Here is a 25884-nt window from a genome sequence, read left to right as displayed (position 1 = left end):
ACCGGCCTCATGCGACGACGTCACTCGTCGTCGTCGCTCCACGGAATCTCGACGTCGGTCAGGAACGCGACGGTCGCGAGCGGGCCACCTTCCTGGCGGCCGAGCTTGCCGTCCGCGCGATGCCATTCGACGCGGAACTGCGTGCCCGGATCGTCGGCAACCAGATAGACCGAGCGCAGCTCTTCCTTGTCGGCTTCGTCCACCGGGCCGTCGAACGACACCAGCATCTTCTGCGGCCACAGGCCGTTGACCGGATCGTAAATGCGGTCGCCTTGCGGAATGTCGATGCTGGCGTCGACGCCGATCGTTGCGGAGGCCTCGATGATCATCGTGCCGAGTGCGTTCAGCACGGCAGTCGCCCGCGCGGAATTGGCCTGGCGGATCGCGAGATCGCCGCGCGTCAGCGCCTTTTCGAGTCGAGGATGGATCTTCGGTTGGGTCATGCGTTTTCCTGTTTGCTTCTTGTAAATGGCGCTGCACACGTGCAACGGCGGCGCCGGATGAATATGACGATTGCGCCCGACAGGCGCGCCGCTTGTACGCGTCAGAACCCGAGCGCGATCGCGAGCAGGCCGCTCGCGATCCCGAATACGACGACGAGGATCGCGACGATGGCCAGCATGTAAGGCTTGAACGAACGCGCGAGCATCGCGATCGACGGCACGCTGATCGGCGGCAGCGTCATCAGCAGCGCGGCGGCCGGGCCGACGCCCATGCCGAGCGACAGCATCGCCTGGATGATCGGCACCTCGCCGGCCGTCGGGATCACGAACAGCATGCCTGCCACCGCGAATGCGACGATCCAGCCGAGATGATTGCCGATGTCCGGGCCGATATGCGGGAACAGCCATGCGCGCGCGGCGCCGAGCAGCAGCACGAGCACGATGTATTCGGGCACGAGCCGCACGGCCATGCGCGCGAGCAGCTTCACCCAGCGGACGAACGGATTGCCGGCCGCGGCCTGCTCGGCCGCCAGCGCGGCGAGCTGCGCATCGTCGATGCGGGCGTCTTCAGGACGTGCGATCCGGTTCAGCAGATAGCCGATCCCGAACACCATCGCGACGCCGAGCACGAGGCGCAGCGCGCTCCACTGCCAGCCGAGCACGAAGCCCATGAAGACCAGCGCCGCCGGGTTCAGCACCGTGTTGCCGAGCCAGAACGCGACCGCGCCGCCCGGCGATGCATGGCGCGCACGCAGCCCCGCGACGACCGGCGCCGCGCAGCACGTGCACATCATGCCGGGCAGCGACAGCAGGCCGCCCGCGGCGACGCTGCCGAAGCCGGTGCGACCGAGCACGCGCGCGACCCAGTGCGCGGGCAGCAGCGCCTGCACGGCCGAGCCGAGCAGCAGGCCGAGCACCATCGCCTGCCAGATCGCCTTGCCGTACGCCCACGCGTAGTCGAGCGCAGCCTTCAGCGACGGCTCGGGAGCGGCCGCCGACGTGCCCATCAGGATCGACTGGCCGATCGAATGATGCTCGGCGGCAACGAACGCCTTGTTGTAGTACGGAAACCATTTCACGTAGAACAGGCCCGCGACCGCGATCAGCAGGAAGGTCATCCAGCCGAGGGCGGGACTGGGTTGGGTGCGGGTGGTCGTCATCGTGTGGTCGTCGATTGGTCTGGGTCGGTTGCGGAGGTCGCGCCTGCGGCAAGCGCGGCCGAGGCGGGCAACCCGGCTTGCGCGAGTTCGGCCAGCAGCGCACGCGCCTGATCGTGCACGTCGGCGGCGTTGGGCCGGAACGTGAACGTCAGCGCCCGGTTCGGCTTGTTGTACGTCGCGCGGTAGGTCCGTGCGTAGGCGGGATCGTAGTGCTTGTCGATCAGCTCGGTGAACAGGTCGGCGCGCGCGCCTGCATCGATCAGCGCCTTCCAGTGCGTCACCTGTTCGCGGCTATGCAGGCCGATCAGCCGATGGAGCTGCGCCTTGAATGCATCGGGTTCGTCAAACAGGTGCGCGTAATCGTCGAGAAGGAACGCAATGCGCTCGTCGTGCGCCGCGTCGACATGCACCCACGGCCCGGCGTGAAACGCGTCGATCAACGCGATCGGCAACTGCACGAGCCCGATCCTGCGGCTTTCCGACTCGACGAATACCGGCCATTCGGGGTCGAAACGTCCAAGCGTTTCGACGAGCCCCGAATCGAACCCCTTCTGCGCCGGCTGCGGCTTGCCCGGCAGCGCGCCGAGCAGCGAGCCGCGATGGCACGCGAGCCCTTCGAGATCGAGCGTCTGCGCGCCCACGTCGCGCAGTGCGTTCAGCAGGCGCGTCTTGCCGCAGCCCGTATGGCCGACGAGCGCGATGTAGCGAAACCGCGTCGGCAGCGAGTCGAGCGTCGCGCACACCGACTGGCGGTACGCCTTGTAGCCGCCGTCGAGCTGGCGCGCCTTCCAGCCGATCAGGTTGAACCAGGTCGTCATCGAGCCCGACCGCTTGCCGCCGCGCCAGCAGTAGATCAGCGGCCGCCAGTTGCGCGGACGGTCGGCGAACGTCGTATCGAGATGGCGCGCGATGTTGCGTGCGACGATCGCCGCGCCGACGCGCGTCGCCTCGTACGGCGACACCTGCCGGTACATCGTGCCGACGAGCACGCGCTCCTCGTTACTGAGGACAGGCGCGTTCAGCGCGCCGGGAATATGATCCTCGGCGAACTCGAGCGGCGTGCGCACGTCGATGATCTCGTCGAACTCGCCGGCGCGATCGAGGGTGACAATCAGGTTCTTCAATTTGGCGTCAAACAGGGGCGATGCGGCTCGATGAGCCGCATGGACAAGGAAGGCGGATTGACGATTATCTCACGGGCCGGCGTCTCGGGCCGCGCGCGGCAGTCGGCGGCGCCGATGCGGCCTGCATCGCGTCGATCAGATGGTCGCGGAACGCCCGTACCGACGCGGGCAGATCGCGCCCCGCCATCGTCTGCACCTGGATGCTGCGCTCGCGCAGTTGCGGGTTCGTCACGGGCACGACGACGAAGCCGTCCGCGGCGCAGCGGTCGCGCACCGACAGCAGCCCCGTGAACATCACCGCGCCCGTGCGCCGCGCGTAGCCGTACATCGCCGCCGTGTTGTTGCTCGTCAGTTCGGGCTCGAGCAGCAGCCCGTCGAGCGCGCACGCGATGTCGATCAGCTGTCGCACCGTCGTGCCGGCCTCGGGCAGCACGTGCGGGTGACGCGCGACGTCGGCGAGCGACACCGCGTCGCGCGTCGCGAGCGGATGGTCGTGCCGCACCAGCGCGAAGATCGGCGCGCGCTCGGTATGCTCGACGCGCACGCCCTTCTCCGGCGCGAGGCTGAAGCTCAGCGCGATGTCCACGTCGCCGTCGCGCACGCGCCGCGTCGCGTCGGCCGGCGACACCACCCACACGGAGAAATCGACGCCCGGATGGCGCGCCTTGAAGCTGGCGAGCGTGCCGGGCAGGAAATCGATCGCGAACCCTTCCGAGCACGCGATCTTCAGCAGGCTGCCGTGCAGCGCATCGAGCCCGCCGATGTCCTTCATCACGTGCTCGGCCTCCAGCAGGCTGCGCTGTGCGAACGCCAGCAGCCGCTCGCCGGCCTCCGACAGCGCCATCCCGCGCGGCCGGCGCTCGAACAGCGGCGCGCCGAGCTCGCTCTCGAGTTTCGCGATCTGGCGGCTGATCGCCGATACGGCCACGTGCAGCCGCGCGGACGCGTCGCTGATCGAGCCGGTGCGCGCCACTTCGACGAAATACCGCAACGCCAGGCCATGCAGGAAAGCCGCCATCGTTCTGTCTCCGCCCGGCCGCCGGCCGCACTGCTTTGCCTTTTAGGCAAAGAAAGGTTCGAAATTCGATCATTGTGACAAATAAATCGGCTTTCTAGAATCGATCGCACTTCACGCTGCATGCCCGATCCGCCGCGTGCAGGGAACCCGACAGAGGAGACACGACTTGAGCCGTACCGCCGCCATCCAGCACGCGCTGAACCAGTTCGAATCCGGTGCGTTCTTCACGACCCTGAGCCGCCGCGTCGGCCTGCGCACCGAGAGCCAGGAAAGCGGCAATGAAGCCGCGCTGCGCGCCTACCTGACCGACGAGATCGCCCCGGAGGCCGCGCGCCTCGGCTTCACGTCGCGGATCGTCGACAATCCGGTCGACGGCGGCGGCCCGTTCCTGCTCGCCTCGCGCCACGAAGACGACGCGCTGCCGACCGTGCTGATCTACGGCCACGGCGACGTCGTGCGCGGCTACGACGCGCAGTGGCGCGCGCCGCTGTCGCCGTGGACGCTGACGGCCGACGGCGACCGCTGGTACGGCCGCGGCAGCGCCGACAACAAGGGCCAGCACACCATCAACCTGGCCGCGCTGGCGAGCGTGCTCGACGCGCGCGGCGGCCGGCTCGGCTTCAACGCGAAGCTGCTGATCGAGATGGGCGAGGAAACGGGTTCGCCGGGCCTCGACGCACTGTGCCGCCAGGAACGCGACGCGCTCGCGGCCGACGTGCTGATCGCGTCCGACGGCCCGCGCATCGCCGCCGCGCGCCCCACGGTATTCCTCGGCTCGCGCGGCTCGGTCAATTTCAAGCTGAGCCTGCGGGCCCGCGACGGCGCGCATCATTCCGGCAACTGGGGCGGACTGCTGCGCAATCCGGCGATCGTGCTCGCGCACGCGCTCGCGAGCCTCGTCGACGCGCGCGGCGCGATTCGCGTCGCGGGGCTGCGTCCGCCGCCGATCCCGGCCGCCGTGCGCGATGCGCTCGCCGATCTCTCCGTCGGCGGCGGCCCCGGCGATCCGGCGCTCGACGCCGACTGGGGCGAGCCCGGCCTCACCGCGGCCGAGCGCGTGTTCGGCTGGAACACGTTCGAGATCCTCGCGTTCAAGGCCGGCAATCCCGAGCACCCCGTCAATGCGATCCCGCCCGCCGCGTATGCGCACTGCCAGTTGCGCTTCGTCGTCGGCACCGACTGGGAAGCGCTGCACGCCCATCTGCGCACGCACCTCGATGCACACGGCTTCGCCGACATCGAGATCGACGTCGAACGCGGCGCACCGGCGACGCGCGTGCCGCCGGACGATCCGTGGGTCCGCTGGGCCGTCGCGTCGCTGGCGCGCACCACCGGCAAGAAGCCCGCGATCCTGCCGAATCTTGGCGGCACGCTGCCGAACGAAGTGTTCGCCGACACGCTCGGGCTGCCGACGCTGTGGGTGCCGCACTCGTACCCGGCGTGCTCGCAGCACGCCCCCGACGAGCACCTGCTCGCGAGCGTCGTCAGCGAGGGGCTGCAGATGATGGCCGGCCTCTTCTGGGATCTCGGCGACGATGCACCGACCGTTCGCCGCGCGGCGCCCGCCGCGGCCGGCGCCGCCCTGTAACGCGCTTCGCCCCTTTCACGGGACCTGCATACACGATGAACACGACCACCCTGACCTCGCAGGAAGCCGCCCGCCCCAGCGCCGCGAAGATCCGGCGCATCATCTTCGCGGCGTCGATCGGCAACGCACTCGAATGGTTCGACCTGATCGTCTACGGCTTCTTCGCGGTGACGATCGCCAAGCTGTTCTTCCCCGCCACGAGCGAAGCGACGTCGCTGATGCTCACGCTCGGCACGTTCGGGCTGTCCTACCTGATCCGGCCGATCGGCGGCTTCGTGCTCGGCGCATACGCGGACCGTGCGGGCCGCAAGGCGTCGCTGCTGCTGTCGATCGCGATGATGATGGCCGGTACGCTGCTGATCGCGCTGATGCCAACCTACGCATCGATCGGCATCCTCGCGCCGCTCGGGATCATGCTGTCGCGGCTGATGCAGGGCTTTTCCGCGGGCGGCGAATTCGCGAGCTCGACCGCGTTCCTCGTCGAGCACGCGCCGCAGCGCCGCGGTTTCATGTCGAGCTGGCAGTTCGCGAGCCAGGGCCTCGCGACGCTGCTCGCATCGGGCTTCGGCGCGCTGCTGACCTCCACGCTGACGTCTGCGCAACTCGAAAGCTGGGGCTGGCGCGTGCCGTTCCTGTTCGGGCTCGCGATCGGCCCGGTCGGGCTGTACATCCGCCGTTACGTCGACGAAGGCGTCGAGTTCAAGACGCAGGCACGCTCGGAAGCGCCGGTGCGCGAGCTGTTCGCGGAGCAAAAGGTGCGGGTGCTGCTGTCGATCGGCGCGCTCGTGATCTCGACCGCGATCAACTACATGATCCTGTACATGCCGACTTACGCGATCAAGCAGCTCGGGCTGCCTGCGTCGACGGGCTTCGCGGCCACGCTCGCGACCGGCTTCGTGCTCACGCTCGTCACGCCGGTCGTCGGCCATCTGTCCGATCGCACCGGGCGGATCCGCATGATGGCGACCGCGGCCGTGCTGATGCTCGTCACCGTATGGCCGACGTTCGCGTGGCTCACGCGCCACGCGTCGTTCGCGACGATGCTCGCCGCCCTGGTCTGGATCGGTGCGCTGAAGGCGATGTACTGCGGCGCGCTGCCGGCACTGATGGCCGAGCTGTTCCCGTCGCAGACGCGCGCAACAGGGCTCGCGGTCAGCTACAACACGGGTGTCACGCTGTTCGGTGGCTTCGCGCCGTTCGTCATCACCTGGCTGATCAGCGCGACCGGCAACCGGCTGTCGCCTGCGCTTTATCTGATGGGCTGCGCGCTGCTGAGCCTGATCGCGTTGTTCGTCGCGCGCACGCGACTCAAGATGCGGTAACGGAAGAAACGACGGCGCAGCGATGCGCCGCTGGTGCGGCCCGCCGCGGCATCGCTGCCGCGCGGGCCGTGCGCCATTTACGGCGCCGGGTTCGGCTGCAGTTCGTGCAGCGCGTCGATCTCGGCGAGGATCTCGTCGGACAGCTTCACGTCGATGCTGCCGATGTTCTCCTTCAACTGCTCGAGCGACGTCGCACCGATCAGGTTGCTGCGCGTGAACGGCCGGCTGTTGACGAACGCCAGCGCGAGCTGTGCGGGCGACAGCCCGTGACGCCGCGCGAGCGCGACGTAACGCGACGTCGCCTCGACGGCCTGCGGCTTGCTGTAACGCTGGAAGCGCTCGAACAGCGTGATGCGCGCGCCGGCCGGACGCGCACCATTCTCGTACTTGCCGGACAGCCAGCCGAACGCGAGCGGCGAATACGCGAGCAGGCCGACGCCGTCACGATGCGTGAATTCCGACAGCCCGTTCTCGAACGTGCGGTTCAGCAGGCTGTACGGATTCTGGATGCTCGCGATGCGCGGCAGCCCGAGCTTCTCGGCCGCGCGCAGGAACTGCCCGACGCCCCACGGCGTTTCGTTCGACACGCCGATCGCGCGCACCTTGCCGGCCTTCACGAATTCCGCGAGCACGCCGAGGGTTTCCTCGATCGGCACGGTATAGGTGTCGTCGACCCACGGATAGGCGGGACGGCCGAACGTCGTCGTGCTGCGATCGGGCCAGTGCAGCTGATAGAGATCGACGTAGTCGGTCTGCAGGCGCTTGAGGCTGCCGTCGAGCGCTTCGGTCAGGTTCTTGCGGTCGAACTGGTTGCCTTCGCCGCGAATATGGCGCGGATTGTGCGGCTGCCGCGCCGGACCGGCGATTTTCGTCGCGAGCACGATGCGCTCGCGCTGCGCGCGATGCTGCGCGAGCCAGGTGCCGATGTACTGCTCGGTGCGCCCCTGCGTGTCGGGCTTCGGCGGCACCGGATACATCTCCGCGGCATCGATCAGCGTCACGCCCTGCCCGATCGCGTAGTCGATCTGCTCGTGCGCATCGCGCTCCGAATTCTGCTCGCCCCACGTCATCGTGCCGAGGCCGATCAGGCTGACCTCGATGCCCGAATCGCCAAGTGTGCGGTATTCCATGCTGGTCCTGTCGCGTCGGTGGAAAGCAGGAACGCTATCACATTGAAGCGGCCGCTTCAGACAGGCGCCGCGAACGCTTACAGGCGGCCTGCGGCGCCGGCGTGGAGATTCACGCGTCGTTCCGGACGATGGCGTTGCCGCCCGCCGTCACTGCGGCCGCTGGATGAAGCAGGTTGCCGACGCATGCGCGACGATCTTGTCGTCCGCCGTCTTCAGCGTGCCCTCGGCAACGCCCAGCGAACGCGACAGGTGAATCACGCGCCCTTCCGCCACCAGGTCGACGTCACGCGGCACGGGCCGCAGCATCTTCACGTGCAGGTCGACCGTACCGTAGCCGACGCCCGCATCGAGCATCGAATGCACCGCGCACCCCGTGACCGAATCGAGCACCGTCGCGGCGAACCCGCCGTGCACGCCGCCGAGCGGATTCAGGTGCCGGCCATCCGCCCGCGCCGAAAACTTCACATAACCGAGCTCGACATCGAGCGGGCGCATCGGGATCGTTTCGGAAATCGACGCGAGCGGCGCATCGCCCGATACCGCGGCGCGCAACAGATCGAGACCAGACAGGGAAAGCGGGTTCATCGGGTTGTCTCCGGGTTGAAAGCGCGTCGCCGCGCGAGTAAGTTCCAAATTGGAACCCATTATTGACAACGATGGTGGCCGTTGTCAACGCGGCCGGGCCCGTTGCAACCGAAGACGGGTTCTATAATCGAACCCGCTATTTCGCTGAACCGCCGCAAGAGACTCGACGATGAAATGGGATGACATCGGCACGCTGAACTGTTCGATCGCACGTACGCTCGCTGTGCTCGGCGACCGCTGGACCATGCTGATCCTCCGCAACGCGTTCCTCGGCTGCCGCCGTTTCGACGCGTTCCAGACCCAACTTGGCCTCACGCGCCACGTGCTGGCCGAGCGGCTCGCGCGACTCGTCGACGAAGGCGTGCTGGTCAAGCGCGCGTATCAGGAGCGACCGCCGCGTTTCGAATACCGGCTGACGGACAAGGGCCTCGACCTCTACCCGACCCTGCTCGCGATGACAGCGTGGGGCGACCGCTGGAAAGACGACGGCCGGGGGCCGCCGGTGCAGTTGCGCCACCGCACTTGCGGCCATCTGATGCATGCGATCACCGTATGCTCGGCGTGCGGCGAGCCGCTCGACGCACGCGATGTGCAACTGGAGCGCGGCCCCGGGTGGATCGCGGCCGAGGCAGCCGGAGCGCCCGCTACCGAGGATTGACGCTGCGTCGTACAGACATGCGTGAACGCGTGACGCACACGGATCGTTCGTTGCGTTCGCCATGCCGTCGTGGGCCGCATCGAGCCCACCCGGCTGCACGCACGCATGGCTTGCACGACGCTGTCCCGCCACCACCGCACGTGCATTCGCGCGCCGCGATCGCGCCGATCCGCTGCTCAACGCGAGCGCGCACACGGATCCCGCACAACGCAACTTTGCGTCACCGCTTCTGACATCGCAGGCCATCGCGACGAGTCATCTCGTCTCATCCGCACGTGACCGGGCCGCCACGTCTGCGTTACACTCACGGCCCGCTGTCTCGAAATTGTTCGCTGTCCAAGATGTTGTCGCGCAATCGCCTCGCCGCTGCCTGCCTCGCCGCTTCCCTGCTCGCCACACCGTTCGCCGCCTTCGGCAAGACGCAAAGTGAATCGCTGCTCCAGCAGGCGATCGACTTCGTGTCGCGATGGCTGCCGGCCCCCACTCACGAAGCCCCCGCGACACAGGTCGTCGAATCGGCGTTTTCGCCCGACGGCGGTGCCGAAGCGCTCGTGCTGAAAGCGATCGGCGCTGCGCGCAGCTCGATCCGCGTCGCCGCCTATTCGTTCACGTCGCCACCCGTCACGCGCGCGTTGCTCGCCGCCAAGCGACGCGGCGTGAATGTCGCGGTGGTCGTCGACGACAAGGGCAACCGCGCGAAGAGCAGCAAGCAGGCGTTGAACCTGCTCGTCAACGCAGGGATCCCGACGCGCACGATCGATGCCTATGCGATCCATCACGACAAGTACCTCGTGATCGACGCCGAGCACGTCGAAACCGGCTCGTTCAACTACAGCGCGTCGGCGGCCAGCCGCAATTCCGAGAACGTCGTCGTGGTGTGGAACAACCCGCAACTTGCGTCGCGCTATCTCACGCACTGGCAAAGCCGCTTCGACCAGGGCACGCCGTACCGCTCCAGCTACTGACGCACGCCGCGCGGCGCCCTGCCGCGTTCGCTCGACCGTGTTGCAGATGATCGGCGAGCATGGCGCGATGTGCAATTCAGCCGCATGGCCAGCGCGCCGCCTCGCGTATCGCACGTCCGGTGCGACACCGTCGCGCTCAGTGGATGTCGGGTGTCCGCCCCGCCGCGACGCCGGCTTGCGTCGTCGGCGCACAGCGATTCGCCTGTCCGCTCACACCGCTTGCCGAAGTCGTCGACAAGCCGCTGGCGCCGCCCGGCAGCGCGCTGCCCGCACATACGATGCCGAATGCCAGCGTGTTCTGAACCATCGGATAAAGGAGATACAGCGCAAACGCGAGATAGCCTGCGTACAGAATTCGAACCATGGTGCGATGGGAAGCGATGAACGATTGGTCTCGCCCTGTTTACGGCACGGCGCCGGGCACCTTGAGGCGCCGCGCATCGCATTGCGCATCGGGGCAAAACGCGGGCTCATGGCGCCCGCTTCCCAACGCATCTGCATCGATCCTGGCCGAGCGCGGGCGCATGCCGCCGCCCGGCCGTTCAACTGCGGTTGCGTGGCTGCGTCAGCTTCCGCACGGCGGCGCGCTGGCCATCGCCTCGGCGATCTGCTCGGGCGTCAGGTCGCGCTGGTGCGTCGCGAGCGACCAGCGATGCCCGAACGGATCCTCGACCTGTCCGTAGCGATCGCCCCAGAACATGTCGGCAGCCGGAATCGTGACCGTCGCGCCAGCCGCGACCGCCTTCGCGATCGCCGCGTCGGTGTCCGGCACGTACAGGTGCAGGCAGACCGGCGTGCCTTTCAGGGCCTTCGGCCCGAGCGCGCCGTGATCGGGCATTTCATCCACCAGCATCAGTGTCGAATCGCCGATCACGAGGCACGCGTGCGCGAGCCGGCCGTCGGGCATCGTCAGGCGAAACTGTTCGCTCGCATTGAACGCGCGCTTGTAGAAGTCGATGGCTGCTGCTGCGCCGGCGCAGATCAGGTGCGGCGTCAGCGTGCGCATCCCTTCCGGGATCGGTTTGACGGACGTGGACATGAGTGTCGCTCCTTCGGGCGGTTGTCGTATCGGAATCGGGACGGACGCGCGATGCGCACGCCTCCGATGCTACGACGGACGAACCCGGTGGAAATCGACACGGCGCCCGACATTTTTTGTTTTCTCGGGTATCGGAGCGCACGGGCTCCCCGTATCGGGCGTCATCGGCCCGTTCGGTCGACCTCGTTGTCCGGCATACCGAACTGCCGGCGGCACGCCTCCAGCAATCCGGCCACTGCATCGAGCGGAAGATCGGCAAACCGGGAGATCGGCAGCATCACGCCGCCCGGCACCCTGGCGCGCGACGAATGCGCCGAGAACTGGTAGCCGATGTAACGATTACCGGCGACGCTGATGATCCGGAATTCGGTGACGTCGCGCCATCGCGTGACGGGTTGTTCGCGTACGGCCCCGATCAGCCTGAAGCCCGTCTCGTCGACCTGCAGCGCCATCCTGCGCCGCGACGACACGAAGAAGGCAACACCCGCCAGCGCCAGCAACACGGCCAGCGCCGCCACCGGCCAGAGCGCCGGCGCCGCCGCATAACCGCACAGGCCCGCCGCGGCCAGCACCGCGCACGCGATCGCCCTTTTTTGCAGGCTCCGGCTGTCGACCGCCAGCGTCACCGGCAACTGGCCGGCAATCGTTCCCGCGACGGGATCGACATGCCAGCCGGAATCGGCGGTTTCGCGTTCGTCGTTCATCGCCCGATCGCTCACATCGACGGCAACCGGGTCATCGAGGTCGGACACCCTATCGACACGCCGCGACGGGCGGCTTGTCGCCACACCGTGGACGCGATCGAGGACGGTTCGTATCGACGCACGCCAACACGCTTGCGTCCGCGCGGAACGGGCAGCGCTCCGTCGGCATCGGTCATGTTTAGTTGCACACCTTGACGGTACCGTTGCTCGTGCATTGACCGGTGGCCCAGTGACTCTGCCCTGCCAGATGAGGCGCCAGGCCGATGCCGCGAATCGGCGCGGCCGGCGACGATGCCGGAACGGCTGCCGCTGTCGACGCGGTGTCGGGCGACGGCAGCAAAGGCGGCTCGGACGCGGTCTGGCAAGCCGACAGCGCCAGACAAAGTGCGGATGCCAACGGGGCGATGAGCGATCTGGACATGGTCTCGTACGCGTATGCGATATTCGCTTCCGGTAACGGGCTCGCTGAAGATCGCGTGGCCCGTCAAACCGTTCGGCGCAACCGTCAACCCGGCATGACGGTCATCCAATACTACTCCTCGCGATCGACGTCGTGCGCGCGGCCGTTCGGCCAGGTACCGCCAGCCATGCGGCGGCACCCGCTATCGCCGGCGCGCGCCGCGCCGGTCAGATTTGCGGCAGATCGCGCAACGTGCGCGACTCGCTCGTTGCATCGATGTCGAGCTCGATGCCTTCCGATGCATCGCGATACTGCACGCGTTTGAGCCTGGGCCCGATCGCGGTGGCGTCCGATGCCGAGAAGATTGCGCGGACATCGTTGCCGGACGCGAGCGCGCGCGCCACGTCCGCCACCGGCGCCTCGCTGGGCGCCGCCGCCCACGACCGGTCGGCCGGATTCACGGCCGCCCAGCGCACGTGCGTCACGCGCGCGCTGAGCGGATCGATTCTCACGCCATTCACCGCAAACATCGACATCGGCATCTCCTTCGAATTTTTTTCGGCCCGCCGTCCCGATACGGGTCACGGACAGCCCCAGATCTCGCAGACGTTTCCTGCCGGATCCGCCACGGAAATCGCGATCGTACCGTCGCCGTAGTCCCACTCGTTCAGGATACTGACGCGGCACGACTCGAGCCGCGCGACGACTTCCGAGACTTGCGCCACTTCGATCGCCAGCGCAATGCCATGGCCGGTCGGTCGAAACTCCGGATACGGAAACTCGCCAGCGCGGCCCGTATGAACGGTCAGCGTCGCTCCGCCGACGACGAAGCGATGCCACGGATTCCCCGCTACCGACACGCCATCGGAATGCACCGGCAGCGCGAGCGCCACACGATAGAAATCCACCACCGCCCGAAAGCCGTCGTATTCGACCGGCACCAGGATGCCCAGACTCGCGATCATGTGCGCTTCTCCGGCCAACGCGATTTTCGATGATACATTGGGACGCTTTGCAACCGTCAACAGACAATCGTGCACGGGAGAAACACATGACCGACGCCTGGGGAACCTTCCCTGCCAGAATGGGCGACCATCAGGCTTTCATCAGCTTCAACCACAGCTTTGCGGAAATCGCGGAAGGCGATCCGCGCGCGTCGCTGCTCAGTGTGCGCGTCCCCTTTGCGCATCCGACGCCGGAAGGCCTGCCGGCCGGCGACGAATTCGCCGCGCTCGCGACGATCGAGGATCTGCTGGACGCCACGATCACCGCGAAAGGTGGCGTGCAGGTTGGCCGCATCACCGTCGACGGCCACCGGGATTTCCTCTTCTACGTGCCGTTCGACGACGCGGCAGCGGCGGAGATCGTCGACGCACTGGCCGATCAGACGACCTACGCCCTTCAGTACGCGCACCAGGACGATCCGGACAAGGAAGCCTACTGGCAAACGCTCTACCCGACCGACGACGACTGGCAGATCATGCGCGACATGCGCGTACTGGATGAATTGCGGAAGAAAGGCGACGCCAGCGACGTCAGCCGGCGCGTGATGCACTGGGCGTACTTCCCCGACCAAAGCGACGCGCATCAGTTCGCAGACTGGGCGGAAGCGAAAGGCTATCCGGTCGAATCGGTTGCGCCCACCGAAGACGGCAAGTCGGCCGTACGGTTTTCGCACGAAGGCACCATGGCACTGGCCGACATCACGCGCCATACAGTCGCGATCAATCACGAGGTACGTTCGTTCGGAGGGGAATACGACGGCTGGGAAACCAGCGTCGAACAGGCTCGCTGAGCGGGGTGACGTGCCCGCTGCGCGCGACGTGATGCAACGCATCCGGCGCAAAAAACATCCCGGCGGCAGGGTTGCGCGCCGCCGGGACCAAGGCATCACCGGCCGAAACCGGCGATGGGCCTGAGGGTTCGCTCAGGCACGAGGAAAGCGATTCGTACGGATCAGGCGATCGGATGCCGGGGCGCGCAACCGATGCGATTACGCCGCCCGCCGAACGCCTGTCCGGATCCGCCGACGCAGCCTTCCGGCGTCGGACGGGCAAAAAGCCCCCGCTCCTGCGCGAGCGAGCGGGGAAACGGTTGACCGGGCCGGGGAAGAACGGTCAACCGGCCAAATTGTGAGCGCGGGCCGCGCAACGATCTGTGCGCCAACTCACCCTTTGGTGACAATGCCGCGGCAACCGGACCGCGTGCGTGCCGCGCGGATCGCGTCACGGTCCGAGCGCAACGCCTGCGACCGGCGCGAGCATCACCACGATGACAGGCGACAGCACCACTGCCCCGACCATCATCACGCCGTCGGCCGCGAGCGTGACAGGTGTCGCGAGCAAGCGCACAGCCTTGCCTGCCGTGGTAATGCGATCGGTGACCTGGATCTTGTACGAATGCTCAAACGACGACCACGTCTTGCCTTGCGCAAAACCATCGGCCAGATAGCGCGATCCGTCCAGCACACCATTCATCTCCAGATCTCTGCTTCCGAGCTTCGTGAAGCCGTCCTCCTGCGCGCGATCCCAATCCTCGTCGGTCATGCCATTGCGGGGGAGCCGCAGCGAGAACTTGCCCGAGATCTTGCTGCCCTGCGCGACGAACCCATAGAGCGCCGCCTTGATCGATTTGCGGTAAGGCGAAGCCAGCACAGCGCCGAGATGCTCGGGCATATCGAAGATGTAGTGATATTTCTTGCCGAGCACGACGAATTTCTTGCCGTCCTCGCTGACAAGGAATCGGTCGACTGTCTCTTCATACCTGCCGTCTTCGAACAGCATGGCGGTGCAGCCTGTCAGGCCGGCAGCGACAATGATCGCGCCCGCCGTCAGTAGCGTTCTTCTTTTCATGTCCGGAATTTTTTTTGTTTTAATTCAAGCGAATGATTTGAGGCCCGGGGCCAGTTTCCGGTAAGTCGCGTGGGCTGTCAAAGCAGGATCATTCTATTTTTTCTAGCGGCACGATTCAGACTTCATTTTTCGCTACCGATTTTTTCGAAACCGAGTTTCGCGAACCCAAGAACTTGCATCATGACGACCGGGTTTCGTCGTCGTGACAGTCAGTTGAAAAGCCATTCCGCAACCATCTCGATCCAGTCGAGATCGCTGGCGACGTCAATGACGGTTTCGCCGACGATTTCGGCAGTCGACTCGGTCGATGAGGCCGATGCGCCCGTCGCCACCGCGCCAGCAGCAACCGCGTTCGCCTTCGCTATTTCGACCGACGCGCCGGATCTCGGATCGGCCAACCGCTCCAGCCAGTCGACGATATTGGCACGCGCCTCTTCTTCATCGGCGAAATCATGCCGCTCGAGAAAGCGGTCGAACACGATCCACGCAAGCGTCTTGCTTCGCGAAGCGGATTCGAGACGCCAATCGACAACGCCTGTCCGACCGGATTCCCTGATTTCGAGCGTTGCGGTGAAACAGTAATCGAGATACTCGATCTCAAGTTTCGACGGCATGGTTTTCTCCGGTCAATCTGCCCTCTCTGTTCTTATGATGATTCGTGCATCCCGGGTTTCGCGACGCCGCGCGAATCCCGAGTGAAACTCGCGCGGTGCGTCATTCCCGCTGGCAGTATCGCGACATTCCCGTGACCTGTCGATATCGATCGCCGACACAAGACCGCATTCGATTTTTCCACCCTTCCTCTCCGCGCTTTCATTCGCGGTTCAGGCTCTGCTGCGAATCGCTCCGCTTTCCGGTTGCGGGTATTGCCCTGCTTCCCCGCCGCAATCGCGCTGCTAAACTTCAACAAAGACGACCGCTTGCAGCACCAGAGGAAGTAATGGCAATGGCACTCGCCCACGCACAACAGAATGGCGTAGAAGTCTGGATTATCCAGCTTCCCGGGCACGCCCCCTATGCCTATACGCACCTCAAGCGGGTATTCTCGTCCGACGATACGCGACACCGGGTCGTGACGATCGACCTGAAGAAACTGCTGACATGCGCCGACCGAGACACGACGGACTACGTGTTGCCGTCGGTGCTGTACTGGGCCCCCGGAAAGGCCGCGGGCATTCGCGAATTCCTCGATCCGGACCAGGACAGGATTCCCGACATGCCGTACATCACGTTTCGCGAGACGAGAACGCGCACGCTGCTCGGCATCCCGGGCCTGTCGAAAGTCGGCGTGGCGTCGTTCCGCAACGGCCAGCATCGCGCGCGCTATCTCGCCTATGCGGGCGCAACGACCCTGCCCGTCGAGGTGCATGAGACGGAAGCCGATTTGCTCGTGCGGTACTGCAGCGAGTAGCGCTGGAGTACGTTTGGCCTTCGCCCGGCAATGGCCGAACGTCATGCGACCGTTCGTTCGAATGTCGCCAGGCCGCTACGCCGGTATCGCGTAGATCCGGTCGGTGACCTCCGTCTGGCCGATGCGGCTCGTTTCGATACCCGCCAGTTGCCAGCCGTTGTGTTCATAGAAACCGATCGCCCGTTCGTTGCCCTCCAGCACCTTCAGGTGGACCCTGTCCACGCCGAGCCCGCGCGCCCACGCGCGAACGGCTTCGATCATGCACTTGCCCGTACCGCTTCCGTGATGAGAAGGATGGACGTGCAGGCAATCGAGCAGCACGCCCAGCGCCGGATCGACGGGACGCTCGGCACTGACGATGCCCACGGGCTCGCCGCCCACCTCGGCGATCAGCACGAGGCCCCACTCTTTTTCATTGCGATCGAGATATTGCCGCCACCGGATCGCGTGTTCCGTCGGCACCTCGTCGGACAGGTAGGCCACCGGCAGGATGTGGCTGTACGCGGTTTGCCAGCTCAGCGTGTGCAGGCGAGCGATGTGGTTGGCGTCTTGCGCTGTCGCAGCGCGCAGCGTGGCCCGGGTTTCCGGCATCGGTGGTCACTCCTTCCACTTGTTGTCTTGATCGGGACGTCTCGCCGCAAAATATACCGCGCGTTGCACGCATGCAAAAATCGACGTTGCCGCGCTCGAACCACACTTGTCGGCCCGACCCGGGACCACGGGTACAGAAACCTTGGGGAATTCAAACAATGCGACGTGTGTTGGGAACGATCGGATTTGCGATCGCGGGCGTCATCAGCGTGATCGCGTGGGCCACGATCGACAGCCGCCTGTGTATCGCGTTCGATCGATTGTGCATACCGCCGGCCGGTTCCTGCGGTGGCGGCGTAGATGCGTGCGCAGCAACGATCCACGCCACCGTCGACCTGTTCGCGTATCTGTTCGGACCGCCTATCCTGTTCGCGGTGCTCGGCGCCTATCTGTTTTCAAGACGTCGCCCGCCGCACGTGATCGTCGCGTACCTTGCATGCGCCGTCGCCACACACTGGCTCGTGACGTTCGCGGGCGTTCGCCTCCTTCACGTCTGACGCGATCGCGTCAGCGCGTGCCTGCCGGGCGTCGCTGCAACTCGTTGCCAGCGCAACGGGATGAGGGCAAAAAAAATCCCGACACCTTCATGGGTTGTCGGGATCGAACGGCCCTGCAAAGCATGAGGGCACGAGGAAGTCGATACATTACATCAATGTAAGACTGTTGCGCATTGTCGGTTCACGCCAAGTCCCTGTCTCATTCGGCCATTCAGGCGATAAAGGGCGGCCATAAACGAAAAAAGCCTGCTCACGCTGAACGCGAGCAGGCAAGAAAACGGATCAGCATTCGAGGCACGAGGGCTGTCCAGGGAAGATAACGGCACGGGGAGCGAGAACCTTAATCGGGAAAGGAAACTGCGCGACATCACGTCAACCGGATACGGCCATACGATCTCGCGGCAAAGATGGTTTGATGAAAACCTGCTACACAGTAACGATATCCTGTCGTGCCCAACCCTGCTTTCCGTCAATCGTTCGCCGTTCGACCCGGCTTGCGCGTAGCGGAGTGCCCGTCCGTTTCATTGGCCATGTATGGCAAACTTCGGCTCCGAATCGACGCCGCGCGCACTCTTAATCACAGGGGAATCATGTACGTCCTGATCTATATCGCAGCGGTCGCTGTCGCTAACCTGATGGTCGCTCATTTCGGACCGGCTGCTACCCCGATCATCGCGTTCCTTCTGATCGGACTCGATCTCGCGATTCGAGACCGGCTCCATCTGGACTGGCGCGGCCGCGCGCTTTGGTCACGGATGTTTGCGTTGATCGCAGCCGCCGGCGTCGTCAGTTACGCGCTCAATCCCGCCGCCAAGGAAATCGCCCTCGCGTCTCTGGTGGCGTTCGGTTCGGCAGCCGTGGCGAGCGCGATCGTGTTTCAACTCGCACGTCGCTTCCCGATACTGGCGCGTGCAAATGGCGCGAATGTCGCGGGGGCGGCTGTCGACTCCATCATCTTTCCGCTGATTGCGTTCGGGACGGTGTTCCCGACGATCGCCGCATTGCAGTTCGTCGCGAAGGTGGCTGGTGGTGCTTTGTGGTCGTGGTTGGTTTTTCGAAACGCTCGAACGGTGCAGGCTGGGATCGCGAGCAATGTGGTGGATCGGTGAGGACGGGTCGGCGTTTGGCCACGGGCCAAAGCCATCGGACGACTGCGATGTTGCCTCGATCGACTGCACCCACTGCAGAGAAAAGATCGCGGTAGCGCCGTATTCGATCGCCACGCACCTGCCGTCCAGGTATGGGCGATGACGTATTGCTCGATCGACAAGATAATGACAAACCACGATAAAACGCGGAGCCGACAATATGCCGCCCTTTGGGCCATCAACGGCATACTCGTATTGATCGATTTATTCTGGCTCCCAGCAGCCGGAATATCCGTGCCTATTTCTACTATCGCAAAAAAGGGCGTCGGAATAGTGCTAGCCATGTTGCTTGGCACTCTACTGTGGATGGTCTCGCGGGCATTCCGTAATTGGTCTGAATCGCGGACCATCTTCTACCGTGAAATCGCCATCGTGCTGTGGTGGATCGGTGCCTTCTGTGCGTTCACCGACGCCGCTCTGGTACTGCAATACCTGACCGTAAGCGCTGGGCACCCGCTGGTCGACACGGCGTTGCTACGGTTCGATTCACACTTCGGTTTCGAGTGGGAGGTACTATATAAGTGGGTCGGCGCACATCCCACCATAAAAACCATATTGCACGTGGCGTATGAAACAGGATTAATTCAGCTTGCGACAATCCCGTTTATATTGGCTGTTGCCAGAAAATCGCAAGATTACTCGGAGCTGGTCCTGAACGCCACGATCTCGGGGCTCATTGTGGTATTGGTTGGCTGGCTCTACCCGGCCAGCAGCGCGTACCTGCACTTCGGAATTCACGCACCCGGAACGGCCGACACGGTTTCAGATTTCGTCTTGCTTCGGTCCGGCGAACTACGGCAGATCGTCCTTGAGAACGCGCAGGGGCTCGTATCGATGCCGTCGTACCATGCAGCGCTAGCAATCTGTTTCGCATGGAGTCTCCGGCATGTCCGGCGAGTTTTTCCTGCCGCCTGCGTCCTGAACATCGTGATGATCCTGTCGACGCCCACGGAAGGCGGCCACTATCTCGCCGACGTCGTCGCCGGAATCTTCCTCGGCGTCGCCACGATATACGTGACGCGCGCTTTCCTGCCGGGTTACTTGCTGGCAACCGCCGAATCCCCGCTGCCCGATCGCGATCTGCCGATCGCCGCCCACCCTCTCTCTACCGACAAGCGCCAATAAGTCAGTGGCCGCCGTGTCCGGCCGCTCCCGGACTACTTTCAGTGCTGCCCGCCTCGAACGGGCAATTTTTTTGGTTTCACGTTTTAGAAACTGCTCGACTGTGCGTTAGAACTATCTGAACTATCGACATCCAGGCAATTTCGAGCAGCAGGAGACGGCCGTGAAGCAGCCGCTCGCGTCCTCTTCTGGATCGTCATCGGCGACGTCGTCAATAGCAAATTGCACGCAGTGACCGACCAGATTCACGCCGCATTCATCGCGCCGTAACCGAAGTGACCGGTCGTGGCCGCAGGTCGGCCGCCAGGCTGGTCACATTAAACTGAAGCGTGGGAAGAGGCGCAGCGAGGTAATCGAGCAGATCGAAATCATGACGACGTCCGGCACGCGCTACACACGCGACGGCGTCAAAAGGTTCCAGGCGAAGTTGCTGAACGAGGCAATCGAGGAAAAGGTATTTGCCGGCCGGTTCACGTTCCATGGCCTGCGCGCATATTACGCGACACAGCACACGGACAAGGACAAGGACAAGGACAAGGACAAGCGCGGCGCGCTGCCCGACCTTCACGCGAATCCAGACAACCACACGCGTGCATGACCGAAATAAAAACGTAAAGCGCTGTGAATTCCATTTTGTGGAATTCCAAAACAAAAACGGCACTGGATAAAATCTCAGCGCCGTTTCTAACTACTTGATACTGCTTGGAATTCTTTGGGGTGGCTGATGGGACTCGAACCCACGACGACAGGAATCACAATCCTGGACTCTACCAACTGAGCTACAGCCACCACTGTTACTGCTTTTTGTTCTTCGCTGCTTTTGTGTTTCAGCAGCGAAGAACAAGATTATACGAACACTTTTGAATCTTGCAAAGCTTTTTTTTCAAAAACTTCTTCGGCCTCGTTCAGATGCGCGCGCGCCTCGTCGAACACGGCCAGATCGGCACGTGCGAGCTTCTTGTTGTCGGACAGCACACGACGCCAGCCGCGTGCGCCGGGCATGCCGCGATACAGTCCGAGCGCGTGCCGCACGATCGCGCCGAGGTAAGTCCCGCGCTTCAGTTCGGCCGCGCAGTATTCGATCAGCTTCGCCTCGGCCTCTTCGCGCGTCGGCACCGCTGCGGTCGATCCGTAGAAGCGCGCATCGACCTCCGCAAGCACGTACGGGTTGTGATACGCCTCGCGGCCGAGCATCACGCCGTCGACATGCTCCAGATGCTCCGCGACTTCGTCGAGCGTCGTGATGCCGCCATTGATGACGATCTCGAGCGACGGAAAATCGCGCTTCAACTGATACGCATAGTCGTACTTGAGCGGCGGAATCTCGCGATTCTCCTTCGGCGACAGCCCCTTCAGGATCGCATTGCGCGCATGCACGACGAACGTTTTGCAGCCAGCCTCGGCCACCGTGCCGACGAAGTCGCGCACGAACGCGTAGTCCTCGACCGCATCGACACCGATCCGGTGCTTGACCGTGACCGGCACCGACACTGCATCGCTCATCGCCTTCACGCAGTCGGCCACGAGTTGCGGCTCGTTCATCAGGCACGCGCCGAACGCGCCGCGCTGCACGCGCTCGGACGGGCATCCGCAATTCAGGTTGATTTCGTCGTAGCCCCACTGCTCGCCGAGCTTCGCGGCACGCGCGAGGTCGTCGCGCTCGCTGCCGCCCAGCTGCAGCGCAACCGGCGACTCGTTCGGCGTGAACGCGAGATGCCGCTGGGCATCGCCGAACAGCAGCGCGCCCGTCGTGATCATCTCCGTATACAGCCACGTGTCGCGCGTCAGCGTCCGATGGAACGACCGGCAATGGCGGTCGGTCCAGTCGAGCATGGGCGCGACGGATACGCGGCGGGGAGGAAGCGAGGACGGTACGGACATGGATTTCGGGCAACAGGCCAGACGGCGCGGGAACAACCCGGTATTTTACCGCAAGACGGTCCGTGCCTGCCCGGCACGCAGGCTACCCTTCGCCGAGCTCCGTATCGACGGCCCGCCGCGCCTCGTCGAGCACACGCTCGATCACGCGTCGTTCGGTCAGCAGCATCCCGTCGACCTTGACGAGCCGCCAGTCGATCCGCACGGCATCGCCTTGCAGCACGCGGTAATGCGCGTGCTCGCCGTCCCAGACCTGCTCGGTCTTCACCTCGATCTCGAAGCCGCGGTACGGCTCGCTGAAATCGCCGAGGTCGCTGCCTCTCGGTTCCATCGCACGCTCCGTGGCGACGCAGCGCCGGGCCGCCCGCGCGGCCGACGCCGTGCGCTCAATCGTATTCGTCGGATAAAAAGGATTTGCCATCGGCCGTCAGGTCGACCCGGTCGGCCGCCGCCTGGTAGATCAGCCCCTCGTTCAGCAACGCGTAGACGACGTCGTCGAACACGGCGGGAACCGGCCGGCTTTCACCGAACTGGTCGATCCACTTCAGCGCCTCGATGGCTTCGGGGGAAAGGATGGGGGTCATGCGTTGGCCTCCGGCATCGTTGTCGCTCCATCCTAGCACTTCGTCCGGACGTCGAATACCAAGGCAAACGCGCTACGGAAATGCCGGGCGGCGCCAACGGGCAGCTTGCCCGCGACGCCGCACCGGCGCTGGACACGTGGGCTCAGAGGCGCGCGATCGATACTTCGGTCGATTTCACGAGCGCAACGACTTCCGCGCCGACCTTCAGTTCGAGTTCGTCGACCGAACGGGTCGTGATCACCGACGTGACGATGCCGAACGGCGTCTCGACGTCGACCTCGGAGACCACGGATCCGCGGATGATCTCCTTCACCTTGCCCTTGAACTGGTTACGTACGTTGATTGCAGTGATGCTCATCAGGTTGATCGCTCCGAAGAAAAAGATCTCACAACGGGCGGCCGTTGCCGCCCGGATTTAAACGGCCCAGCGGATCTGCCCGACCGGTCGAACGTTATCCGTCTCATGCGTCGCGTCCTGGCCGGCCGTACCGGGCCCGCCGGCAAGCACGCGTTTCAGCACGCGATCCTCCAGCGCCGCAAACGCGGCCGATGCGCGGGCGCGCGGCCGGTCGAGCGGCACCGGCTGATCCAGCGCCACCCGCCCCTGCTCGATGAGCAGGATGCGGTCGCCGAGCGCAACGGCCTCCTGCACGTCGTGCGTGACGAGCAGCGCCGTGAACCGGTGTTCGCGCCACAACCGCTCGATCAGCGCATGCATCTCGATGCGGGTCAGCGCGTCGAGCGCGCCGAGCGGCTCGTCGAGCAACAGCAATTGCGGCCGGTGCACGAGCGCGCGGGCCAGTGCGACACGCTGCCGCTGGCCGCCCGACAGTTGCGCGGGCCAGTCGTTCGCGCGTTCCAGCAGGCCGACTTCATCGAGCACCGCGCGTGCCTGGTCGCGCGCGCCGCGCCCAAGGCCCAGCATCACGTTCTGCAGCACGGTCTTCCACGGCAGCAGGCGCGCATCCTGGTACATGATCCGCGTATCGAGTTCGCCGCCGCCCTCGCCGCGCGTCACGAGCGCGCCGCTGCTCGGCTGCTCGAGCCCCGCGACGAGACGCAGCAGCGTCGATTTCCCGCAGCCGCTGCGACCGACGATCGCGACGAAGCTGCCGCGCGCGATGCCGAGCTCGACGTTGTCGAGCACCGTGCGCGCGCCGAAGCGCTTGCTGACGCCCGACAGCGTCACCGCATCGTCGGGTGCCGGGCCGCCTGCCCGCCGCCGTGCAAGCGGAACGACGGAGGCGCTGCCGTCACGTTCGAGGATCGCCGCATCCCGCGCGTCACCGTCCGCGACGCGCGCCTGCGCCAGTGCGGCCTCGAGGTCTGCGCCGGCGAGCGGGCCGTAGGCGGCCGCCGAAGTCGTCGCATTCATGCCTTTGCTCCTGATTGATAAGCGGGGTGCCAGCGCAGCGTCACGCGCTCGAGCCATTTCGCCAGCACGTCGGCCAGCTTGCCGAGCACCGCGTACAGCAGGATGCCGACCACCACCACGTCGGTTTGCAGGAATTCGCGCGCGTTCATCGTCATGTAGCCGATGCCCGACTGCGCGGAGATCGTTTCCGCGACGATCAGCATCACCCACATCAGCCCGAGCGCGAAGCGCACGCCGACGAGAATCGACGGCAACGCACCGGGCAGGATCACGTCGCGGTACAGCGCAAAGCCGCGCACGCCATAGCTCTTCGCCATCTCGATCAGGTTCGCGTCGACCGAGCGGATCCCGTGGTACGTGTTGATGTAGACCGGAAAGAACACCCCGAGCGCAACGAGGAACAGCTTCGCCTTCTCGTCGATGCCGAACCACAGGATCACGAGCGGAATCATCGCGAGCGCCGGGATGTTGCGGATCATCTGGATCGTCGAATCGAGCGCGACCTCGGCCGCCTTCGACAAGCCGGTCGCGAGCCCCAGCGCGAGCCCGACACCGCCGCCGATCGCGAAACCGAACAGCGCGCGCCAGGTGCTGACCTTCACGTTCGCCCACATTTCGCCCGACGTCACGAGCGACCAGGCCGCTCGGACGACTGCCACGGGCTCGGGCAACACGCGGGTCGACAGCCAGCCGGTGCGCGCGCCGACTTCCCATGCCGCCAGCAGCGCGAGCGGCACGAGCCACGGTGCGACGCCGCGCCATGCGCGGGCGGCCACGGCCGCGCCCGTCGTCGACGTTTTCGTTGTCATCGCAGGCCTCCCGTCGCTCAGCTCTGGGCCGCTTTCGGCAGATAGCTGTTGCCGACGATCTCGCCGAACGGGCCCGACAGCGGGCCGGTCGCCTTCGCCTCGCCGTTGCCCTTGATCAGCGGGAACACGAGTTCCGCAAAGCGGTACGACTCCTCCAGGTGCGGATAGCCGGACAGGATGAAGGTCTCGATGCCGAGATCCGCGTATTCGCGCATGCGCTCCGCGACCTGTTCCGGATTGCCGACGAGCGCGGTACCCGCGCCGCCGCGCACGAGGCCGACACCGGCCCACAGGTTCGGATACACCTCGAGCGCCTCGCGGCCCCCGCGCTTGCCGCCGTGCAGCGCGGCCATCCGGCGCTGGCCTTCCGAATCCATGTTCGCGAACGCCTTCTGCGCACGTGCGATGGTTTCGTCGTCGAGGCGGCTGATCAGGCGCTCGGCGTCGCGCCACGCTTCGTCCTCGGTTTCGCGCACGATCACGTGCAGACGAATGCCGAACTTGATCTTGCGGCCGCGCGCCTCCGCACGGGCGCGAATATCCGCGATCTTCTTCGCGACGGCCTCAGGCGGCTCGCCCCAGGTCAGGTAGGTGTCGATGTGATCGGCCGCGATCTCATGCGCGGCCGGCGACGAGCCGCCGAACCACAGCGGCGGATGCGGACGCTGCACGGGCGGGTACAGCGCCTTGCCGCCCTTCGATTGCAGATGCTTGCCGATGTAGTCGAACCCGCCGTTGTCGTGCGACGCGGACAACAGCCCGCGCCAGATGTTCAGGAAGTCGTCGGTGATTTCGTAGCGCGTGTCGTGATCCGCGAACAGGCCGTCGCCTTCGAGTTCGGCGGCATCGCCGCCCGTCACGACGTTGATCAGCAGGCGGCCGCCGGACAGGCGGTCGAACGTCGCGGCCATCCGCGCCGACAGCCCCGGCGACGCGATGCCGGGACGGATCGCGACCAGGAACTTCAGGCGCTGCGTCGCCGGGATGAGGCTCGACGCAACGACCCACGCGTCCTCGCAGGAACGGCCGGTCGGCAGCAGCACGCCCTCGTAGCCGAGCGTGTCGGCCGCCACCGCGACCTGCTTGAAGTAATCGTAGTCCGCGGCGCGCGCACCTTCGGCCGTACCGAGATAGCGGCTGTCGCCGTGCGTGGGGATAAACCAGAACACATTCATTTGCTGCTCCTGCTTGACTGTCCTTGCCGGAATTTGAAAAAAACACCGCCCTGCTCGCGTCGCGGATCAGCGGCGCATGCATGGTGTGCGTTCGAATCGGGATGGCTCGCCGGTCAGGCCGTGCAGCGGGCGAGGACGCGATTGCACGGCTGTTTCTGGGAAATCAGTCTATGGATCGGTGCAGGGCTTTGGAACGATTTTTTTGAGCTTAGGTTTTCCGCTTTCGTGATTAGCACGACGCTGGAGCGAATATCGCGGCGGGCGGGCCCTATAATGACGCACCTATCCGAATAACTCCGCGCGGAC

32 protein-coding genes and 1 tRNA gene are annotated in these 25884 nt (G+C 65.2%); 10 read left to right on the top strand and 23 right to left on the bottom strand.

Annotation, left to right across the window (positions count from 1 at the left end):
* Window positions 1-20: 20 nt before the first annotated feature.
* From ACN8ZM_RS08400 to ACN8ZM_RS08385, 4 genes are all read right to left on the bottom strand, one after another.
* Window positions 21-443, bottom strand: a complete 423-nt coding sequence (locus ACN8ZM_RS08400; RefSeq protein ID WP_011351887.1) for a hypothetical protein — start codon at window positions 441-443, stop codon at window positions 21-23.
* A 101-nt stretch (window positions 444-544) separates the two neighbouring features.
* Window positions 545-1603: a permease gene (locus ACN8ZM_RS08395; protein ID WP_420210948.1), complete on the bottom strand. Its 1059-nt coding sequence runs from the start codon at window positions 1601-1603 to the stop codon at window positions 545-547.
* Window positions 1600-2727: a tRNA 2-selenouridine(34) synthase MnmH gene (gene mnmH, locus ACN8ZM_RS08390; protein WP_089450418.1), complete on the bottom strand. Its 1128-nt coding sequence runs from the start codon at window positions 2725-2727 to the stop codon at window positions 1600-1602. The genes ACN8ZM_RS08395 and mnmH overlap by 4 nt, the downstream gene beginning before the upstream one ends.
* A 64-nt stretch (window positions 2728-2791) precedes the next feature.
* The gene (locus ACN8ZM_RS08385; protein WP_043182717.1) at window positions 2792-3745 is read right to left on the bottom strand and encodes a LysR family transcriptional regulator; all 954 of its coding nucleotides are present in this window, start codon (window positions 3743-3745) and stop codon (window positions 2792-2794) included.
* Between the two features lie 166 nt (window positions 3746-3911).
* Between ACN8ZM_RS08385 and ACN8ZM_RS08380 the strand changes: the two genes are divergently transcribed.
* Both ACN8ZM_RS08380 and ACN8ZM_RS08375 read left to right on the top strand, forming a co-directional pair.
* Window positions 3912-5333, top strand: coding sequence for a M20 family metallopeptidase (locus ACN8ZM_RS08380; RefSeq protein ID WP_420210947.1), 1422 nt, complete (start codon window positions 3912-3914; stop codon window positions 5331-5333).
* A 35-nt stretch (window positions 5334-5368) separates the two neighbouring features.
* Entirely contained in the window at window positions 5369-6655 is a 1287-nt protein-coding gene (locus ACN8ZM_RS08375) for an MFS transporter (protein WP_089450415.1), read from the top strand.
* Window positions 6656-6732: 77 nt separating this feature from the next.
* Here the strand turns inward: ACN8ZM_RS08375 and ACN8ZM_RS08370 are convergent, their stop codons facing one another.
* A complete protein-coding gene (locus tag ACN8ZM_RS08370; RefSeq protein WP_175022571.1) occupies window positions 6733-7785 on the bottom strand; it encodes an NADP(H)-dependent aldo-keto reductase in 1053 nt (350 codons plus the stop codon).
* Window positions 7786-7932: 147 nt separating this feature from the next.
* A complete protein-coding gene (locus ACN8ZM_RS08365; protein ID WP_039358790.1) occupies window positions 7933-8370 on the bottom strand; it encodes a PaaI family thioesterase in 438 nt (145 codons plus the stop codon).
* Window positions 8371-8539: 169 nt separating this feature from the next.
* On the opposite strand from ACN8ZM_RS08365, the gene ACN8ZM_RS08360 reads away from it, so the two are divergent.
* Both ACN8ZM_RS08360 and ACN8ZM_RS08355 read left to right on the top strand, forming a co-directional pair.
* Window positions 8540-9028, top strand: a complete 489-nt coding sequence (locus ACN8ZM_RS08360; protein ID WP_420210946.1) for a winged helix-turn-helix transcriptional regulator — start codon at window positions 8540-8542, stop codon at window positions 9026-9028.
* Between the two features lie 341 nt (window positions 9029-9369).
* Complete coding sequence (locus ACN8ZM_RS08355) at window positions 9370-9993, top strand: phospholipase D family protein (protein ID WP_011351878.1); 624 nt, start codon at window positions 9370-9372, stop codon at window positions 9991-9993.
* 136 nt (window positions 9994-10129) lie between these two features.
* On the opposite strand, the gene ACN8ZM_RS08350 is transcribed toward ACN8ZM_RS08355, so the two are convergent.
* The 6 genes from ACN8ZM_RS08350 to ACN8ZM_RS08325 form a co-directional block, all read right to left on the bottom strand.
* On the bottom strand, window positions 10130-10357 hold the full coding sequence (locus ACN8ZM_RS08350) for a hypothetical protein (RefSeq protein ID WP_089450413.1): 228 nt from the start codon (window positions 10355-10357) through the stop codon (window positions 10130-10132).
* Between the two features lie 201 nt (window positions 10358-10558).
* Window positions 10559-11032 carry a VOC family protein gene (locus ACN8ZM_RS08345; protein WP_043182707.1) on the bottom strand — a complete coding sequence of 158 codons (474 nt, stop codon included), beginning with the start codon at window positions 11030-11032 and terminating at the stop codon, window positions 10559-10561.
* 161 nt (window positions 11033-11193) lie between these two features.
* Window positions 11194-11736 (bottom strand): aspartyl-tRNA synthetase, encoded by a 543-nt coding sequence (locus tag ACN8ZM_RS08340; protein ID WP_420210989.1) that lies wholly within the window; start codon window positions 11734-11736, stop codon window positions 11194-11196.
* Window positions 11737-11914: 178 nt separating this feature from the next.
* A complete protein-coding gene (locus tag ACN8ZM_RS08335) occupies window positions 11915-12157 on the bottom strand; it encodes a hypothetical protein (RefSeq protein ID WP_043182706.1) in 243 nt (80 codons plus the stop codon).
* 206 nt (window positions 12158-12363) lie between these two features.
* Window positions 12364-12672, bottom strand: coding sequence for a hypothetical protein (locus ACN8ZM_RS08330; RefSeq protein WP_043183156.1), 309 nt, complete (start codon window positions 12670-12672; stop codon window positions 12364-12366).
* Window positions 12673-12717: 45 nt separating this feature from the next.
* Window positions 12718-13101 carry a VOC family protein gene (locus ACN8ZM_RS08325; protein ID WP_420210945.1) on the bottom strand — a complete coding sequence of 128 codons (384 nt, stop codon included), beginning with the start codon at window positions 13099-13101 and terminating at the stop codon, window positions 12718-12720.
* An 86-nt stretch (window positions 13102-13187) separates the two neighbouring features.
* On the opposite strand from ACN8ZM_RS08325, the gene ACN8ZM_RS08320 reads away from it, so the two are divergent.
* Entirely contained in the window at window positions 13188-13931 is a 744-nt protein-coding gene (locus tag ACN8ZM_RS08320; RefSeq protein ID WP_043182703.1) for a DUF695 domain-containing protein, read from the top strand.
* A gap of 430 nt (window positions 13932-14361) precedes the next feature.
* Here the strand turns inward: ACN8ZM_RS08320 and ACN8ZM_RS08315 are convergent, their stop codons facing one another.
* Window positions 14362-14988 (bottom strand): hypothetical protein, encoded by a 627-nt coding sequence (locus ACN8ZM_RS08315; protein WP_043182701.1) that lies wholly within the window; start codon window positions 14986-14988, stop codon window positions 14362-14364.
* 209 nt (window positions 14989-15197) lie between these two features.
* Window positions 15198-15602: a hypothetical protein gene (locus ACN8ZM_RS08310; protein WP_043182700.1), complete on the bottom strand. Its 405-nt coding sequence runs from the start codon at window positions 15600-15602 to the stop codon at window positions 15198-15200.
* 332 nt (window positions 15603-15934) lie between these two features.
* Here ACN8ZM_RS08310 and ACN8ZM_RS08305 point away from each other — a divergent pair, with 332 nt between their 5' ends.
* Window positions 15935-16399: a plasmid fertility inhibition factor family protein gene (locus ACN8ZM_RS08305; protein WP_043182697.1), complete on the top strand. Its 465-nt coding sequence runs from the start codon at window positions 15935-15937 to the stop codon at window positions 16397-16399.
* 75 nt (window positions 16400-16474) lie between these two features.
* On the opposite strand, the gene ACN8ZM_RS08300 is transcribed toward ACN8ZM_RS08305, so the two are convergent.
* Window positions 16475-16990 carry a GNAT family N-acetyltransferase gene (locus ACN8ZM_RS08300; protein WP_420210944.1) on the bottom strand — a complete coding sequence of 172 codons (516 nt, stop codon included), beginning with the start codon at window positions 16988-16990 and terminating at the stop codon, window positions 16475-16477.
* Window positions 16991-17061: 71 nt separating this feature from the next.
* Here ACN8ZM_RS08300 and ACN8ZM_RS08295 point away from each other — a divergent pair, with 71 nt between their 5' ends.
* The 4 genes from ACN8ZM_RS08295 to ACN8ZM_RS08280 all read left to right on the top strand — a co-directional run bounded on the left by ACN8ZM_RS08295 (window position 17062) and on the right by ACN8ZM_RS08280 (window position 20355).
* Complete coding sequence (locus ACN8ZM_RS08295) at window positions 17062-17487, top strand: hypothetical protein (RefSeq protein ID WP_420210943.1); 426 nt, start codon at window positions 17062-17064, stop codon at window positions 17485-17487.
* A 590-nt stretch (window positions 17488-18077) separates the two neighbouring features.
* Window positions 18078-18596, top strand: coding sequence for a VUT family protein (locus ACN8ZM_RS08290; RefSeq protein ID WP_051889821.1), 519 nt, complete (start codon window positions 18078-18080; stop codon window positions 18594-18596).
* Between the two features lie 165 nt (window positions 18597-18761).
* Window positions 18762-19760, top strand: coding sequence for a phosphatase PAP2 family protein (locus ACN8ZM_RS08285; RefSeq protein ID WP_420210942.1), 999 nt, complete (start codon window positions 18762-18764; stop codon window positions 19758-19760).
* Between the two features lie 367 nt (window positions 19761-20127).
* Window positions 20128-20355 (top strand): hypothetical protein, encoded by a 228-nt coding sequence (locus tag ACN8ZM_RS08280; protein ID WP_420210941.1) that lies wholly within the window; start codon window positions 20128-20130, stop codon window positions 20353-20355.
* 115 nt (window positions 20356-20470) lie between these two features.
* Here the strand turns inward: ACN8ZM_RS08280 and ACN8ZM_RS08275 are convergent.
* The 8 genes from ACN8ZM_RS08275 to ssuD all read right to left on the bottom strand — a co-directional run bounded on the left by ACN8ZM_RS08275 (window position 20471) and on the right by ssuD (window position 25578).
* Window positions 20471-20546, bottom strand: a tRNA-His gene (locus ACN8ZM_RS08275).
* A 57-nt stretch (window positions 20547-20603) separates the two neighbouring features.
* Window positions 20604-21590 (bottom strand): tRNA dihydrouridine(20/20a) synthase DusA, encoded by a 987-nt coding sequence (dusA, locus tag ACN8ZM_RS08270; RefSeq protein WP_420210988.1) that lies wholly within the window; start codon window positions 21588-21590, stop codon window positions 20604-20606.
* Window positions 21591-21720: 130 nt separating this feature from the next.
* The gene (locus ACN8ZM_RS08265) at window positions 21721-21966 is read right to left on the bottom strand and encodes a hypothetical protein (protein WP_043182680.1); all 246 of its coding nucleotides are present in this window, start codon (window positions 21964-21966) and stop codon (window positions 21721-21723) included.
* A gap of 55 nt (window positions 21967-22021) precedes the next feature.
* Window positions 22022-22219, bottom strand: a complete 198-nt coding sequence (locus ACN8ZM_RS08260) for a hypothetical protein (protein ID WP_089425274.1) — start codon at window positions 22217-22219, stop codon at window positions 22022-22024.
* A 142-nt stretch (window positions 22220-22361) separates the two neighbouring features.
* Window positions 22362-22577, bottom strand: a complete 216-nt coding sequence (locus tag ACN8ZM_RS08255) for a TOBE domain-containing protein (protein ID WP_006476104.1) — start codon at window positions 22575-22577, stop codon at window positions 22362-22364.
* Between the two features lie 57 nt (window positions 22578-22634).
* Entirely contained in the window at window positions 22635-23594 is a 960-nt protein-coding gene (locus ACN8ZM_RS08250) for an ATP-binding cassette domain-containing protein (RefSeq protein ID WP_420210940.1), read from the bottom strand.
* On the bottom strand, window positions 23591-24403 hold the full coding sequence (gene ssuC, locus ACN8ZM_RS08245) for an aliphatic sulfonate ABC transporter permease SsuC (RefSeq protein ID WP_043182674.1): 813 nt from the start codon (window positions 24401-24403) through the stop codon (window positions 23591-23593). Before ssuC ends, ACN8ZM_RS08250 begins: the two co-directional genes overlap by 4 nt.
* A 17-nt stretch (window positions 24404-24420) precedes the next feature.
* A complete protein-coding gene (gene ssuD, locus ACN8ZM_RS08240) occupies window positions 24421-25578 on the bottom strand; it encodes an FMNH2-dependent alkanesulfonate monooxygenase (protein ID WP_043182672.1) in 1158 nt (385 codons plus the stop codon).
* Window positions 25579-25884: the final 306 nt, after the last annotated feature.

Source organism: Burkholderia aenigmatica, assembly GCF_048627025.1.
Taxonomy (GTDB): domain Bacteria; phylum Pseudomonadota; class Gammaproteobacteria; order Burkholderiales; family Burkholderiaceae; genus Burkholderia; species Burkholderia aenigmatica.
This window is presented reverse-complemented; position numbering and strand designations above follow the sequence as displayed.

Coding starts and splice junctions, on each gene's coding strand:
- ACN8ZM_RS08400 (WP_011351887.1), bottom strand. CDS start 443: ATGACCCAACCGAAGATCCATCCTCGACTCGAAAAGGCGCTGACGCGC.
- ACN8ZM_RS08395 (WP_420210948.1), bottom strand. CDS start 1,603: ATGACGACCACCCGCACCCAACCCAGTCCCGCCCTCGGCTGGATGACC.
- ACN8ZM_RS08385 (WP_043182717.1), bottom strand. CDS start 3,745: ATGGCGGCTTTCCTGCATGGCCTGGCGTTGCGGTATTTCGTCGAAGTG.
- ACN8ZM_RS08375 (WP_089450415.1), top strand. CDS start 5,369: ATGAACACGACCACCCTGACCTCGCAGGAAGCCGCCCGCCCCAGCGCC.
- ACN8ZM_RS08370 (WP_175022571.1), bottom strand. CDS start 7,785: ATGGAATACCGCACACTTGGCGATTCGGGCATCGAGGTCAGCCTGATC.
- ACN8ZM_RS08365 (WP_039358790.1), bottom strand. CDS start 8,370: ATGAACCCGCTTTCCCTGTCTGGTCTCGATCTGTTGCGCGCCGCGGTA.
- ACN8ZM_RS08360 (WP_420210946.1), top strand. CDS start 8,540: ATGAAATGGGATGACATCGGCACGCTGAACTGTTCGATCGCACGTACG.
- ACN8ZM_RS08355 (WP_011351878.1), top strand. CDS start 9,370: ATGTTGTCGCGCAATCGCCTCGCCGCTGCCTGCCTCGCCGCTTCCCTG.
- ACN8ZM_RS08350 (WP_089450413.1), bottom strand. CDS start 10,357: ATGGTTCGAATTCTGTACGCAGGCTATCTCGCGTTTGCGCTGTATCTC.
- ACN8ZM_RS08345 (WP_043182707.1), bottom strand. CDS start 11,032: ATGTCCACGTCCGTCAAACCGATCCCGGAAGGGATGCGCACGCTGACG.
- ACN8ZM_RS08340 (WP_420210989.1), bottom strand. CDS start 11,736: ATGAACGACGAACGCGAAACCGCCGATTCCGGCTGGCATGTCGATCCC.
- ACN8ZM_RS08335 (WP_043182706.1), bottom strand. CDS start 12,157: ATGTCCAGATCGCTCATCGCCCCGTTGGCATCCGCACTTTGTCTGGCG.
- ACN8ZM_RS08330 (WP_043183156.1), bottom strand. CDS start 12,672: ATGTCGATGTTTGCGGTGAATGGCGTGAGAATCGATCCGCTCAGCGCG.
- ACN8ZM_RS08325 (WP_420210945.1), bottom strand. CDS start 13,101: ATGATCGCGAGTCTGGGCATCCTGGTGCCGGTCGAATACGACGGCTTT.
- ACN8ZM_RS08320 (WP_043182703.1), top strand. CDS start 13,188: ATGACCGACGCCTGGGGAACCTTCCCTGCCAGAATGGGCGACCATCAG.
- ACN8ZM_RS08315 (WP_043182701.1), bottom strand. CDS start 14,988: ATGAAAAGAAGAACGCTACTGACGGCGGGCGCGATCATTGTCGCTGCC.
- ACN8ZM_RS08310 (WP_043182700.1), bottom strand. CDS start 15,602: ATGCCGTCGAAACTTGAGATCGAGTATCTCGATTACTGTTTCACCGCA.
- ACN8ZM_RS08305 (WP_043182697.1), top strand. CDS start 15,935: ATGGCACTCGCCCACGCACAACAGAATGGCGTAGAAGTCTGGATTATC.
- ACN8ZM_RS08300 (WP_420210944.1), bottom strand. CDS start 16,990: ATGCCGGAAACCCGGGCCACGCTGCGCGCTGCGACAGCGCAAGACGCC.
- ACN8ZM_RS08295 (WP_420210943.1), top strand. CDS start 17,062: ATGCAAAAATCGACGTTGCCGCGCTCGAACCACACTTGTCGGCCCGAC.
- ACN8ZM_RS08290 (WP_051889821.1), top strand. CDS start 18,078: ATGTACGTCCTGATCTATATCGCAGCGGTCGCTGTCGCTAACCTGATG.
- ACN8ZM_RS08285 (WP_420210942.1), top strand. CDS start 18,762: ATGACAAACCACGATAAAACGCGGAGCCGACAATATGCCGCCCTTTGG.
- ACN8ZM_RS08280 (WP_420210941.1), top strand. CDS start 20,128: ATGACGACGTCCGGCACGCGCTACACACGCGACGGCGTCAAAAGGTTC.
- dusA (WP_420210988.1), bottom strand. CDS start 21,590: ATGCTCGACTGGACCGACCGCCATTGCCGGTCGTTCCATCGGACGCTG.
- ACN8ZM_RS08265 (WP_043182680.1), bottom strand. CDS start 21,966: ATGGAACCGAGAGGCAGCGACCTCGGCGATTTCAGCGAGCCGTACCGC.
- ACN8ZM_RS08260 (WP_089425274.1), bottom strand. CDS start 22,219: ATGACCCCCATCCTTTCCCCCGAAGCCATCGAGGCGCTGAAGTGGATC.
- ACN8ZM_RS08255 (WP_006476104.1), bottom strand. CDS start 22,577: ATGAGCATCACTGCAATCAACGTACGTAACCAGTTCAAGGGCAAGGTG.
- ACN8ZM_RS08250 (WP_420210940.1), bottom strand. CDS start 23,594: ATGAATGCGACGACTTCGGCGGCCGCCTACGGCCCGCTCGCCGGCGCA.
- ssuC (WP_043182674.1), bottom strand. CDS start 24,403: ATGACAACGAAAACGTCGACGACGGGCGCGGCCGTGGCCGCCCGCGCA.
- ssuD (WP_043182672.1), bottom strand. CDS start 25,578: ATGAATGTGTTCTGGTTTATCCCCACGCACGGCGACAGCCGCTATCTC.